The 13,833-nt window shown below is 28.0% G+C and carries 14 protein-coding genes, 1 other RNA gene and 2 pseudogenes; 7 read left to right on the forward strand and 10 right to left on the reverse strand.

Annotated features, from left to right (window positions below; genetic code table 11):
• Positions 1-51: 51 nt before the first annotated feature.
• Positions 52-642, reverse strand: coding sequence for a GNAT family N-acetyltransferase (locus tag ACQPUW_RS08185; protein WP_430836959.1), 591 nt, complete (start codon positions 640-642; stop codon positions 52-54).
• A 116-nt stretch (positions 643-758) separates the two neighbouring features.
• Between ACQPUW_RS08185 and ACQPUW_RS08190 the strand changes: the two genes are divergently transcribed.
• From ACQPUW_RS08190 to ACQPUW_RS08200, 3 genes are read left to right on the forward strand one after another with little or no spacing between them, the layout of a single operon-like run.
• Positions 759-2,249 carry a spore germination protein gene (locus ACQPUW_RS08190; protein ID WP_430836960.1) on the forward strand — a complete coding sequence of 497 codons (1,491 nt, stop codon included), beginning with the start codon at positions 759-761 and terminating at the stop codon, positions 2,247-2,249.
• On the forward strand, positions 2,233-3,339 hold the full coding sequence (locus tag ACQPUW_RS08195) for a GerAB/ArcD/ProY family transporter (protein ID WP_430836961.1): 1,107 nt from the start codon (positions 2,233-2,235) through the stop codon (positions 3,337-3,339). Before ACQPUW_RS08190 ends, ACQPUW_RS08195 begins: the two co-directional genes overlap by 17 nt.
• A complete protein-coding gene (locus tag ACQPUW_RS08200) occupies positions 3,302-4,456 on the forward strand; it encodes a Ger(x)C family spore germination protein (RefSeq protein ID WP_430836962.1) in 1,155 nt (384 codons plus the stop codon). Before ACQPUW_RS08195 ends, ACQPUW_RS08200 begins: the two co-directional genes overlap by 38 nt.
• A 41-nt stretch (positions 4,457-4,497) precedes the next feature.
• Here the strand turns inward: ACQPUW_RS08200 and ACQPUW_RS08205 are convergent, their stop codons facing one another.
• The gene (locus ACQPUW_RS08205) at positions 4,498-5,457 is read right to left on the reverse strand and encodes a D-2-hydroxyacid dehydrogenase (protein ID WP_430836963.1); all 960 of its coding nucleotides are present in this window, start codon (positions 5,455-5,457) and stop codon (positions 4,498-4,500) included.
• A gap of 144 nt (positions 5,458-5,601) precedes the next feature.
• On the opposite strand from ACQPUW_RS08205, the gene ACQPUW_RS08210 reads away from it, so the two are divergent.
• Complete coding sequence (locus tag ACQPUW_RS08210) at positions 5,602-5,970, forward strand: DUF1667 domain-containing protein (RefSeq protein ID WP_430836964.1); 369 nt, start codon at positions 5,602-5,604, stop codon at positions 5,968-5,970.
• Positions 5,971-6,211: 241 nt separating this feature from the next.
• On the opposite strand, the gene ACQPUW_RS08215 is transcribed toward ACQPUW_RS08210, so the two are convergent.
• Entirely contained in the window at positions 6,212-7,075 is an 864-nt protein-coding gene (locus tag ACQPUW_RS08215) for a TraX family protein (RefSeq protein WP_430836965.1), read from the reverse strand.
• 111 nt (positions 7,076-7,186) lie between these two features.
• On the opposite strand from ACQPUW_RS08215, the gene ACQPUW_RS08220 reads away from it, so the two are divergent.
• Positions 7,187-8,044, forward strand: coding sequence for a 50S ribosomal protein L11 methyltransferase (locus ACQPUW_RS08220; RefSeq protein WP_430836966.1), 858 nt, complete (start codon positions 7,187-7,189; stop codon positions 8,042-8,044).
• Positions 8,045-8,486: 442 nt separating this feature from the next.
• Positions 8,487-9,671, forward strand: coding sequence for a 3D domain-containing protein (locus tag ACQPUW_RS08225; RefSeq protein ID WP_430836967.1), 1,185 nt, complete (start codon positions 8,487-8,489; stop codon positions 9,669-9,671).
• A 112-nt stretch (positions 9,672-9,783) separates the two neighbouring features.
• On the opposite strand, the gene ACQPUW_RS08230 is transcribed toward ACQPUW_RS08225, so the two are convergent.
• On the reverse strand, positions 9,784-10,554 hold the full coding sequence (locus ACQPUW_RS08230) for a formate/nitrite transporter family protein (protein ID WP_430836968.1): 771 nt from the start codon (positions 10,552-10,554) through the stop codon (positions 9,784-9,786).
• A gap of 352 nt (positions 10,555-10,906) precedes the next feature.
• On the opposite strand from ACQPUW_RS08230, the gene ACQPUW_RS08235 reads away from it, so the two are divergent.
• Positions 10,907-11,470: a class I SAM-dependent methyltransferase gene (locus ACQPUW_RS08235; protein ID WP_430836969.1), complete on the forward strand. Its 564-nt coding sequence runs from the start codon at positions 10,907-10,909 to the stop codon at positions 11,468-11,470.
• Positions 11,471-11,571: 101 nt separating this feature from the next.
• On the opposite strand, the pseudogene ACQPUW_RS08240 reads toward ACQPUW_RS08235, so the two are convergent.
• The 6 genes and pseudogenes from ACQPUW_RS08240 to ACQPUW_RS08265 form a co-directional block, all read right to left on the reverse strand.
• Positions 11,572-11,739, reverse strand: a pseudogene (locus ACQPUW_RS08240) (pyridoxal 5'-phosphate synthase glutaminase subunit PdxT); the annotation flags it as partial.
• Between the two features lies 1 nt (position 11,740).
• Positions 11,741-12,409: pseudogene (locus tag ACQPUW_RS08245) on the reverse strand (pyridoxal 5'-phosphate synthase lyase subunit PdxS); the annotation flags it as partial.
• Between the two features lie 117 nt (positions 12,410-12,526).
• Positions 12,527-12,808, reverse strand: a complete 282-nt coding sequence (locus tag ACQPUW_RS08250) for a spore coat protein (RefSeq protein WP_430836970.1) — start codon at positions 12,806-12,808, stop codon at positions 12,527-12,529.
• A gap of 2 nt (positions 12,809-12,810) precedes the next feature.
• Positions 12,811-13,026 (reverse strand): hypothetical protein, encoded by a 216-nt coding sequence (locus tag ACQPUW_RS08255; RefSeq protein WP_430836971.1) that lies wholly within the window; start codon positions 13,024-13,026, stop codon positions 12,811-12,813.
• Between the two features lie 183 nt (positions 13,027-13,209).
• An RNA gene (rnpB, locus tag ACQPUW_RS08260) (RNase P RNA component class A) lies at positions 13,210-13,554 on the reverse strand.
• 53 nt (positions 13,555-13,607) lie between these two features.
• On the reverse strand, positions 13,608-13,814 hold the full coding sequence (locus ACQPUW_RS08265) for a hypothetical protein (RefSeq protein ID WP_430836972.1): 207 nt from the start codon (positions 13,812-13,814) through the stop codon (positions 13,608-13,610).
• Between the last annotated feature and the right edge of the window lie 19 nt (positions 13,815-13,833).

Consider the following 13,833-nt stretch of genomic DNA (forward strand, 5'->3'; position numbering starts at 1 on the left):
TTTTAATACCATCTTAATATAACTTTATTAAGACTTTTCCGACAAAAGATATTAATTCTTATTAATGTCTTTTATCATCCTTCTGCTTTCTAAACTTACCCTCTTAAATCCATATCTAGTATAATATTTTACTAAATTTTCGTTATTAGCTATAAGAGATATATACGAGTATCCATACTTCTTAGCTCTCTCTTCGGTATCCTTTAATAATAATTGACTATAATTTTTCCCTCTGTAATTTTTATCTATAATAATATTTGATAAATAATACTCATTTTTCTTGCACTCCTCATAAAATATATATTCAATCCCTCCACATATAAATTTCACCTTATCTTTTATATTTTCTTGCATTTTTATTAAGTATCTATCCCCTTTAAAAGTTGACTTCTTTAGCCTTTCACCCCTTATAGCCAAGGTGAGTCCTATTACTTCATCTTTATTTCTAATAACTCTGAAATTCTTATAATAAACTCTACTTCCTTCTATCATCATAATTTTTCTTAATCTACTTATTAAAGTATCTCTATCTCCTGTTCCCCACTCTATCTCTGGAAAATCTTCTGTTTCAAATAAAAGATTAGAGATCTTATTTATATATTCTTCCCTTCCATTTTCAATAATTAAGCTATCTTTATACAAAATTCTCATTCCTCTCATTAACTTCTATTGTTAATTATAAATAACATAAAAGAATAAATAAAACATTTTATGAGAAAAATATTTTTATTAATATTTATAACTTGGAGGAAAAACTTATGAATAACTCTTTTATTAATGAAATATTACAAACTACTACCTCCACATCATCAACTATTATAAAAAAGGAGCTTCTTATAGATAGGGATAAATCAACACAAATTACAATAATGTACTCTCAATCAACAGTAGATAAAGATATTATTAATAGAGATATATTAAACCCTATTATGCATAACTTTAATGTATTATTCCCAAAAGATATTGATAAATACGATTTTTTAATTAAAGTTGCACTCCCAGTATGTAATGCAGTAATTGAGACCTCCTTTTCAGAGATCTGCAATTCTTTGCGTTCTGGAAAGACCCTTATAATTTTTGATGGATATAGAAAAAGTATCATAGTAGATACAATATCTTTTACATATAGAAGTGTATCATCACCTACTTTAACATCAACACTTTCTTCATCTAAAGAAGACTTTAATGAATCTTTAGAAACTAATATATCGATTTTTAAACGTAGATTTAAAGATCATAACTTAGTTATAGATAAAAATGTTGTAGGTAGGAGAAGTAAAACCAATGTAAATATTCTATATGTAAAAGATATAGCTAATCCTAATGTTGTTGATAATGTAATTCAAAAAATAGCTGATATAGATGTAGATAATATTCAGTCTCTAGGGGCACTTCAGCAATATATTGAGGAATTTAGTTATACCATAGCACCACAAGGCTATTTAACTGACTCAGCAGAAAGTGCTGTAAACAAATTAGCAGAAGGTAAAGTTATTGTTCTTATGGAGGGAAGTCCTTATGCCCTTTGTCTTCCTGCTTTATTTGTTGAATTTTTCCATAGTCTTGATGATTATAGCAATAGAGCTATAACTTCATCCTTTGCAAGATTGCTTAGATTTCTTGCAACACTAATTGTAATAACTATGCCTTCTTTATATATTATTTTAACTAAATTTAACCCTGAACTACTTGTAGATAAATTTGTTCAGCCAATAGTTAACTCTAGGCAAGGTATACCCCTTTCACCTTTTTTAGAAATTTTTGTTATGGAACTTATAATAGAATTATTACGAGAAGGAGGCGCAAATCTCCCAAGTAAAGTTGGTCAGACACTTAGTATAGTAAGTGGTGTTATAATTGGAGATGCTGCCCTTCAATCAAAGATAATATCTCCTTCTGCTCTTTTTATGGTGGGAATAAGTGTGGTTTGTACATTCTTAATTCCTAATTATAGAATGGCATTATCTTTAAGGCTTATTAAATTTCCATTTATGATACTTTCAAATGCATTTGGTCTTATAGGTTTTGTTATGGGGGTTTATATGCTTTTAATAGCTATCTTTAATTTAAATGTATATGGTGTAGATTTTGCTTGCTTTTATTCTGATGATATAAAAGACTCCTTTATTAGAAGCAAACTTCAAACTCTTATAAAAAGGCCCATTTTATTTAAAACAATTGATAAAATTCGTTTAGGTAATACTACTAACAAAAAGCGCGGTGAAAATTATAATGAGAAAAAATCTTGAAATAACAACTAATCAATTTGTATGTATGCTAATATCATATACAATAATTGCAACAGAACTTAAGTATCCAGCTGTAATGAACAGCTATGCTGCTCAAGATGGCTGGATAGCTACTGCATTATCTGGTCTATATCCAATTATCTTTTTTATTTTATATGGATTTGTTTATAAAGAATATCCTTATAAAAATATTTTTCAAGTAAATAGAGAATTGCTTGGAAAAATTATAGGTAATATATTTAATATGTTATTTATTATATACTTAATCTGCTATGCTATAACTCATCTAGCTGGTTTTACAATACTGCTAGCAAACACAGTAGTTCCATATTATAGTAACTCTCAAATTATAATCATTGTGCTTATTGCATCATCTTTAGCAACCTTTTATTCCTTTAGGTCTCAATTAAAACTTGGGCAACTAATGCTTTATTTAGTTGTATTTCTTATTCTATCATTAGGGTTTTCATTAAAAGATGGTAAATTACTAAATATTATGCCCATTCTTTCAATAAGCTCTACAAATTTAATTAAAGCTGTTTTTCATGGTATATATGGTTATGCTGGTTTTGAAATAATGCTTTTATATTTACCTTACTTAAAGAATAAAAAAGATTATAAGAAAATAGCTATTTCAACTTGTACATTTTTAATACTTATTCTTACTTGGATGGTATTTATAACTATTTTTTATTTCGGACCTGACACACTTAATTTTTTCAATTTTCCAATACTTAATTTAACCGCTTCCATTAAAGTGCCTCTTATAAATAATTTTATTTTAATATTTGTCACAATATGGTCAATATATGCCTTAAAAAATTCAACTTTATCAATTACAAACGTTTTAAACGTTCTTCCACCAGCAACAAATTCAAAGTTCAAAAAACTTTGGTTAATTATTATAATCCCGTTTTTTTATTTTACAACAAATTTAACAAGCAATATTATTAATCTTGTTTTTTTTGTAAATGTAATTTTTATAAAACTTATGCTTATAGTATTATTTAATGTTTTTTTATTATTTATTGTTGTATTAAGGAGGAAATCATATGGAAAAAGAAAAAGTAGTACTACTAAAAACAATTAAAAGATATTCTTTTTTAGTTTTATTAATTTTATCCTTAATTATATTATCGAAATTATATAAAAATCAGCAGTTTGCTCAGATTGAAGACATAGATTTCGTTGCAGGTGTAGGATATGATATTAATACTGATATGGATAAAAAAATATATTCTATTCCGGTATTAGTATATGACTATAGTAAAGGTGGTTCAGCCGAGGGCCATTTAATAGAGGCCAGAGGCACAACTCCAGTTGAATCTAGAGTTAATAGGCAATTGCACTCTGGTAAGAAGTTTTCATTAGGTACAGAAAAAGCATATGTTTTTTCTAAAAAGGTTGCTCTAGATGGTCTAGAAGTTCCTCTAGATGGTTTAATGAAAAACAATCAAGTTTCTAATTCTGCATTAATAATCACGACATCTAATGATCCAAAAGATGTACTTTCACTGAAAATCCCTGGCTATCCAACAGCACCTGACTATATAGCAGGTTTAGTTAAATCCTTACAGGCATATTCATACTTTTCAACAAAGCACTCACTCTTTACTGCATATATTGACAATAGCACAGAAGGTTGCAAGTTCATAGCTCCAAATATGGATATAATCAATGATAAACTTTATTTTACATCCATGTCAGTCTTTGATAAAGGTAAGCTTGTTGCTTCTATACCTGTAACTTTAATGAAGGCTGTAAACACTCTTAGAAATGATACAGGTTCAGGAGTTGCAACATTTTCTCTAGATGATAATAACTTTATTACATTCAATATAATTTTTAAAAAGAAAGTTGATTGTACAAAGAATAAAGATGGAAATTTTAATTTTGATATTAATATAGATGTTAATGGTACAGTAGCTAATAATAATACTCCAATTAAGGCAACTTCTTCACCATCTGAAAAAAAACAATTAGAAAAAAAATTATCGAACTATATGAAATCTAATCTAACAGATTTCATAGGTATTATGAAATCTGAGTATAAAATGGATCTTTTAAATCTCGGACACGTAGCTGCTGCTAAATATGGTCGTCATAAGATAACAAATTGGGATGAAGAAATATTAAAATCATCTATTAATATTAATGTAGACTTTAAGGTAAACAGATTTGGTCTTGGTAAAATATCCTTTGACTAAAATAAGCTTAATACTATTTATAAATAGTATTAAGCTTATTCTTAACAATCTACTCTATTTCGTTTTTCGCCTCTATTAAATGCTCTTATATTCTCCAATAAATCTTTAAATAATCTATTTCTAGCCTCAACACTTGCCCAAGCTATATGGGGAGTTAAAACTAATCTATCTTTATTCTTAACTGATAATAAAGGATTATCTTCTTGTATAGGTTCTACAGAAAATACATCAAGTGCTGCTCCTGATATTTTTCCCTCATCTATTGCCTTTGCTAAATCTTCATCTACTACAATTGGACCTCTTCCCATATTTACTACAATGGCTTCCTTTTTCATTTTACATAAATTTTCATAATTAATTAGTCCCTTTGTATTATCATTTAGTGGTGCATGTATTGATATTATATCTGATTCTTTTAATAGTTCTTCTAAGTCAACTCTTCTATAATCTGAACTGTTATTTCTTCCTGATGTTGAATAGTAAATTACATTTACACCAAATGCTTCACATACTTTAGCAACACCTCTTCCTATAGCTCCAAGACCTATAATACCCCATGTCTTACCCATAAGATCGTTATATGGTCTATCTAAATTTGTAAACATTCCAGATTTTGAATATTCTCCTGATTTAACAAAGTTATCATAAAAACTTATTTTATCATATAAGTGTAATAATGATGCAAAAGTATGTTGAACTACTGTGTTAGTTGAATATCCCGCAACATTTGTAACTGCAATATTATTCTTTTTTGCATACTCAATATCAATATTATTAAATCCTGTTGCCATCTCACATATTAATTCTAAATTTTTAGCTTCTTTTAGATTGTCCTCATTTAACACAACTTTATTAGTTAAAACGATATTAGCATCTTTTATTCTTTCTACCACATCAGCTTTATCAGTCATATCATAAACTACACATTCTCCAAACTCTTTTAACATATCATAATCTATACTTCCTAATGTTTTTCCGTCTAAAACAACTAATTTTTTCATAATATCACTCCATTCAATATCATTATAATTTATTCTATCATAAAATTTTGTATAATTTCTTTCTAATTTATAATAATTATGTGTATTAATTCAAATATTTGACAAAAATAATAATAGATACTAATCATGAAAGGAGTCTTTTATATGAATAGCATAGATTTAGTATGTCTAGCTTGTGAATGCTCTTGTAATCTTGCTATAAATATTGACAATTCTAAGATTACATCAGTAACAGGTAATAAATGCAAAAATGGAATTTCTTACGCAAATAAAGAATGTATAATTCCTTCTAGAGTAGTTACAACGATAATAACAGTTGTTAATGGAAGCACTAGGACAGTACCTGTAAAAAGTGAAATTGATGTTCCTAAATCATTAATTTTTAGTATTTTAAAAGAGCTTAAAGATTTAACAGTAACTGCTCCAATTAATACTGGTGATATTATTAAAGAGAACATATGTAATACAGGTGTTAATATAATAGCAACTAAAAGCGTAGCAATTTCCCCTTAAGTTTTAAAAATAATAAAAACTATATTATCTTTTATTATATTTTTTATTTTAAGAATATTTCTCCATCTGTAAACGTATAATTTAAATAACAATACCTCTCTAAAAGCATTAGAAGATATACTTCTAATAATCTAAGATTTATCATTAAAAGCCCAGTATAAAAGAGCTACACTTTTATACTGGGCTTTTTACAATCTTAATTAAATATATAGATTATCCTTTAATTTATCTATCTAAAACATTACTTTATAAAGTTAGCAAGTAAGAAGAGTATCCATAAATGAGCCGGATAAAATATGTAAAATAACCATCTTAAATCTCTTCCTTTTTTTCCGTTATATATGTATATAAAAGGTATTGTAAATACCATCATCCATAATGGATAAGTTAATAATGCTTGAATATTAAATCCTGGGAAAAACAATGCAGAAAAGACAAAAATAGCAAGATACATATCTCTTCTATTATTGAAGCATTTATAAAATATAAATACAAATGCAGGTCCTATTATTAAAGATTCGCTAGCAATACCTAATGAAACAGCTACTAATACTTTAACAAATGCTGCTTTATAATTTTTTGTTCTAAATTGAACCATTCCATTTAACATAACAAATCCTGCTACCATTGAAATGAATATGTTATTTGGTAATATGTATACCTTTGATTGAAAGGCATGGCTTAACCCTGAGTTTGCTACTAGCATTAGGAATATGTATATAGATGCTTTTTTATCTGATATAACCTTATCTTTAACTGACAGATATATTAGTATACCTGATAGTATAATTACTCCTATAAAACTTAAGTAGGCTAATCCTCCAAAATTACTATAAGATAAATTGCTTCCATCTACCCCTTTTAATAATGCAATAGAAATAATTGCATTTCCTAAAAACATAATTTCTGATGCAACTAATAATCGCTTCAGGTAATTAGTTTTTGACGATGTTTTAAAGTATCCTTCAACTAAAAGATAAAAGAATACAGGCATTACTACTCTACCAACATAATGAAACCAAAATGGTGCACCATCAAAAAAAGTTGCAATGTGGTCAAGTAGCATAAAGATAATCATTAATACTTTAAGCTTAAATCTATCCATCTTTTTCTCCTTTGTATTTATTTCACATTAATAAATTATACATCTTTAACCTTTACATTAAAAGCCTTTTGTAATACTATATCTAGTAGACAATTATAAAGAGGTGAAAATATGCACATTTTATCATACAAGGTTACATATAAAGAGGTTGATGATATAATAACCAACTTACAAATAAATGATATATTTAATGTTTTCTATGAAAATCCATTAGAAATAACTACTGATGAATTTGGTTATGGATACATTGAAAAGGAAGATGAAGAAATAATACTTAAGGTTGCTTATGATGAAGATACTTGTAATTTTGAAAGCTTCAAAGAAAAAGTCTCAGATATAATAGGCAAAAAAGAAGATTCTGTTGAAGAAATAAATTACGAATATGAGGACTTCTCTATTCCAGCAATACATATTGATGATGAGTGGGTTTTAGCATCCCCTGATGAAGAAATAGAAGGTAAGAAAAAAATAAACTTTATCTCTCAAGGTGCCTTTGGTACTGGACTCCATGAAACAACACAGGATCTATTATCTGTAATACTTTCAAAAGATTTTACTGAAAAAAGAGTATTAGATATCGGAACTGGTTCTGGTGTATTATCATTAGCTACAGCAATAAAAGGCGCTTCTGAAGTAGTTGCACTAGATATTAGAGATGTTCAAGATGAAGTTTTACTTAATGCATCATTAAATGAAATCGAGAGTATTAAAGTTTTAGTAGGCGATGCCTTATCTGGTGAGGTTACAATAGATGGTGTATTTGATTGGATATATATAAACATAGGTGGTGCTGAAACTGAAATGTTTATGCCACTTATTAAAAATCATTTAAAGAAAAATGGATATGTCTTAGTATCTGGTCTAGTTGAATGGAGTTTTGATTCTGTAAAAGCTATCGTAGAATCTTATGGATTTAAAATGGTTGAGAAACATCAGTCAAATGAATGGTGTACTGCTATATTTAATTAAAATACTAAAAAGAGGATTACTAAATTAAAGTTATCCTCTTTTTCTATTAACCTCATCTAATATTCTTTTCAATTACAAAGAAGCTCTTTGTTTTAAATAAATAATCTATTTTATATTTTTCCCTATACAAAGCCTAAAACCTCATAAATTTCTTCTAAATTTAAAATAAATTTTCTCATACACAGTTCCCTATAAAATTTATATAAATTCTTTTATATTTTATATAATGGTATTTAAAGTGCATTCTATCCTTTTAAACATCTTTATTATTTTATTAATTATATCGGAAATTTTTTTATAGATATTCAATTTATATCTATATTACTTTGACAATTTTCTATAAATCCACACTTTTCTTTCCTGAATTCTCCCTGTTGTGCTATACTATAATAAATATTAAATAGGGAATATCAACATTTTCTTCTAAAAAGGAGGTCTTTATATGAGAAAAATTTTGATATGTTTTTTTACCATTCTAGCCTTAACGTCTAGTATGACATTACCAGCTTTTGCAGATAATCTAGATGAAAGTAAGGTCAAATATAACCAAATAAGTGGAGAAATTAAAGATTTAGATAATAAAATAGCAGACTTAGATTCACAAGTTAACACTCTTAATGCAAAGATACAAAATAATAAAGATAAAATTAATTCAGTTGAAAAAGAAATTGATACTACGCAACTTAAAATAAATTCAACTGAAAAGCAAATAGATGAAGGACAAGCCGTCTTATCTAGTAGATTAAGATCAGTCTATAAGAGTGGTAGCTACTCTTTATCTTCTTATGTTGCTTTCATATTTGAATCAAATAGTCTTGGCGATTTAATTGAAAGACTTAATGCTATAAATAAAATAGTAACTGCAGATAATGATATGATAAGTGAATTAAAAAATAATGCATCAACATTACAAAATGATATGAAAAATTTAACTGCAAAAAAAGAAGAAATCGTTAAACTTAATGATGAGAATAATAACAACTTAAAAACTGTTGTTGCCAAGCAAGATGATTTGAAAGCATCTAAAGCTAAATTCGATGCTGAAAAATCAAAAGTTGAATCAGTTATTATAGAAAATGAAGAAAAGCTTATTGCTTACCCTATTAATGTTATTGATTCTGCCTCATCATCAGTTAGTGATTTACAAAATGCGGTATCAACACTAAAAGAACTATTACCTCAACTTTCTACTTCATCTGTTAAGAACAAGTCTAATTCTTATATTTCAAAAGGAAATAGCTTGATTGATAAAAAGAAGGCTGAAGAAAAAGCTAATAATAGTTCAAATAACAATAGTAACTCAAACAATAATACTACTAATAATACTACAGGTAAGAAGACATTAACTATGGAAGCTACTGCTTACTCTGGACATAATACTACTGCTATGGGTATTAAGCCTGTTAGAGATCCTAATGGAATAAGTTCAGTGGCTGTAGATCCTAGTGTTATTCCTTTAGGTAGTAAAGTCTACGTAGATGGATATGGCTTTGCAATAGCTTCAGATACAGGTGGTGCTATTGTAGGAAATAAAATAGATTTATTTATGAATTCCGAATCAGAATGTCTCCAATTTGGTAGAAGAACAGTAACAGTAAAAATTATAGCTTACCCAGGAGAATGGTAATCTAAAAAGAGTAACTCAAAATATTTTGAGTTACTCTTTTAAATTTTTAATGCAATCTTTAATAAAAAACTAGAAGCTATTTAAGCTTCTAGTTTCTTATTATTTTTATGTATTAATTATTGTTATTTCTTGAAATTATATGGTAACAAATTGCTAATAATATGCCGCCAACTAAATTACCTAAAGTAACAATTCCTATATTATATATAAATCCACTAATTGTAATAGCCATACCTTGTGGTGATAATAAACCAATGGCTAATAGTGTCATATTAGCCACACTATGCTCAAATCCAGCTGTTATAAACACAAATAAGCACCAAAATACCATAATAAGCTTTCCTGATTCACTCTTAAGCTTAATTGAACACCATACTGCTAGACATACTAATATGTTACATAGTACTCCCCTCATGAATAATTCTGGAGCTCCCATTGTCATCTTCATAGTGCTTGTCTTAGCAATAAACTCTCCTACTGGTCCAGTTGCAAGTCCTGCCATAACAAAAGCCCATGCACCAATTACTGAGCCTATTAAATTCCCTATAAAAGCCGCTATCCAAACCTTTATTGTTTCCCCCCAAGATACTGAACCATCTAATGAAGCAACTGTCATCACAAAATTATTCCCTGTAAATAATTCCGCTCCTGCAAATATTACTAAACTAAGTGCAACACCAAATGAAGCTCCCATAACTATCTTTGCTGCAGGTGATCCTCCATTTGTTAAAATTCCTCCAATTGAAAATATTAACATGATTCCAAGACCTATATATAGTCCAGCTAAAATACTACTCACCATATATCCTAATTTATTATTTTTTAATAAATTTACTTTGCTCTTTCCTGCATTAGCTACAGCTTTCAATTCATCTTTAAACATATCTTTTCTCCCCTTACATCATCTATCATCCTTGTTAAATATATAACGATTTCTAATCATTTTCCGTGATAATTGTCACATTTTTTAGAAATTTACCATCCTTTTATTAAAAAATTTATATAATTTAATCAAAAAAATTAATATGTGAACTAAATAGTATACATCTATATAATAGATTATTTATATACTTAACTCACTGTATATAATTTCTTATAATATACTGTCTTTTAATAATAAAAAAGATACGTAAAATTTTTCTCATTAAAAATTTCTCATTTTAATTACATATAATTTTAATATTTATTTGGTATTATATAGGTAAAATATTCCAAAAATTTAAGAGGTGATTTTTATGTTTGAATTTATAAAAGAATTTATTAAATCCCCAAAATCTATTGGCTCAATAGCTCCTAGCAGTAGATATTTATCAAATAAAATGATAGAAGATATAAATTTTGAAAATTGTAATTGTATTGTTGAGTATGGTCCTGGTACTGGTGTATTTACTGAAAAAATAATTGCTAGGAAAAAAGAAGATACACTATTTCTTGTATTTGAAAATGATAGATTATTTGCTAACAAACTTATAAATATGTATGGTCATAAGAAAAATGTAAAAATAATAAATGATAGTGCAGAAAATATAAAACGATATTTAGATATATATAATATTTCTAATGTTGACTATATAATATCAGGACTGCCTTTTACTTCATTGCCTAAGGAGGTATCTAATACTATTCTTAAAAATACAAGTAGTTTATTACATACTAATGGCGAGTTCATTACATTTCAATATTCTTTAATAAAAAAAGAATATTTTAAGAATTATTTTAAAAATATATATATTGATAGAGTAATTGCAAATATACCTCCAGCGTATGTGCTAAAATGCACTTGTATAGATAAGGTATAAAGAAAAGTAGAAGCAATTTATAATATCAAAAGATTTCTAATATTATAAATTGTTTCTATTTTTCTTTATTATACAATTATTTTATATTTTCTATAAAATATATTAAAAATCTCAAATATAGTTGTACTTTCTCCACCTGGAAGTATTATTGCATCTATATTATCTAATTCCTTCTTACCTTTTACTTCAATAGCTTCATGTCCAATGGCATCAATATGCTTTATATGCTCAATAACACCACCTTGAAAAGATAATACTCTAATTTTCATTTTACCATTCTCTTTCAGCATATTTTGTCTTAAGTTCTTCAGCTGAACTTTCACTCATCGCTTCCCCTAAATCTTCTGAAACCTCTGAAAGTTTCTTAGGATCATTATAATAAGTTGTTGCAAGAACTATTGCTCTAGCTCTTTTCTCTTGATTACCTGATTTAAATATACCAGAGCCTACAAATACACCTTCACTTCCAAGTTACATCATAAGTGATGCATCTGCTGGTGTTACAATTCCTCCTGCCGCAACAAAGTTAGCTACATGTAATTTTCCATTTTTATGAACATACTTCACTAAATCATATAGTTCATTAAGCTCTTTTGAAATAGTCATTAACTCTTCTTTTAGAGCATTTTGTATTTCTCTAATTTCACTCATAATTGTTCTCATATAGGAAACTGCTTGTACAACATCTCCTATACCTACTTCCCACTTTGTTCTTATCATTGATGCCCCTTCTCCAATTCTTCTTAAAGCCTCACCTATATTAGTTGCCCCACATACAAAAGGTACTTTAAATTCATCCTTGCTTATATGATATTTATCATCTGCTGTTGTTAAAACCTCACTTTCATCAATAAAATCTATATTTAATGACTCTAATATTTGAGCTTCTACAAAATGTCCTATTCTAACCTTTCCCGTAACAGGCATTGATACAAGTTCATAATAATTTTATATACAAGAAATCCTCATCATTAATGCGACCATATTAATCTTCACTTTCTAAATTTGAAAAAAGATAGTTTAAAATTTAAACTATCTTTTTTTTTAATAAATTTATTATTCTGATTTATTATAAGTATCTGATAATTGTTGAAGTAATGGTTTATTTGGATTTACCCATTCCTTACATATAGTTAATTCTGTAACTGCAGAATGACCAGCTACAATTTGTCCCAATCCATTAGAATAGATAAGTCTTAACTCTGGATTACTACTTGTTAATGTAGCATTTAGATACATTTCTGCCCCTTCTTTTGCTGCTGTTAGCATACTCATAGCTATAATTTCATTGCCTATTTCTGTTTTTCCTTTTATTAAATTTGAAATTAAATTTGGCATTACTACTCCCCCTTTTTAATTGTATCTTGGTTTTCTTTAATAAACTTTTTAATTGCCTTTATTCTTCCTTCAGCCGCAAGCACACTAGCTTCACCTTGTCTTTTTAAATCTTCATCTGTTATTAAAACATTTATAGCTCTTTGCGCTATAACAGCATCATTTTCCATCTTTAATATAGCAGTTAAAGATAGAATCTCTACTTCAGAAACTTTTTTCATACTTATATCCTCCATACATAATATATTTTACAACTTTATATTATGTAATATTTAATTCAAATAAACTTCCAATTTTTATGTAATGTTTTATATTAATAATAGACTTTCAAATATGTTAGAAATAAAAAAAGGTTGAATAAGCGAAACTTTTGTTTCTATCTTATTCAACCTTAACATTCAAATCATGCGAGACAAGCCATAAGCGGAGTTCTGTATTAAGCAATCATCTATCTAGGTTTACTATTGCTAGCAAACTCAAGCGACACACCACGAAGCGGAACGGGCCGTTCCAAAATGCTTCTTTCTCGGTCTTGCTCCAAGTGGGGTTTACATAGCCATAATGTCTCCATTATGCTGGTGAGCTCTTACCTCGCCTTTCCATCCTTACCTAAGAAAACTTAGGCGGTATATTTCTGTTGCACTATCCTTCGAGTCGCCTCGACTGGCCGTTAGCCAGCACCCTGCCCTATGGAGCTCCGACTTTCCTCTCCTAGCTCTAAGGCTAGCAGCGATTGCACGTCTTACTCGCAAGACTTATGATATCACATAATTTAAAATAATACAAATAAAATTTTTTCCATTTAACAAACAAGTACAAATATTATAATTAATAAAGCCATTATAACTATACCTGTAAATCCTACCCCTAAAAATAGCAACGTAAAAAACATTGCTATGCATACAGCAATTTTTGCAGGAGTAAACCAACTTATACAATTAAGTCTTCTAATAGTCTGCCATCCTGGTAATCCACCAAAGATTCCGCCTTTTCCTCTTCTTCTACTCATAACACCATCCATAAAATAT

The organism is Clostridium sardiniense, assembly GCF_050584765.1.
GTDB classification, from domain to species: Bacteria; Bacillota; Clostridia; order Clostridiales; family Clostridiaceae; genus Clostridium; species Clostridium sardiniense_A.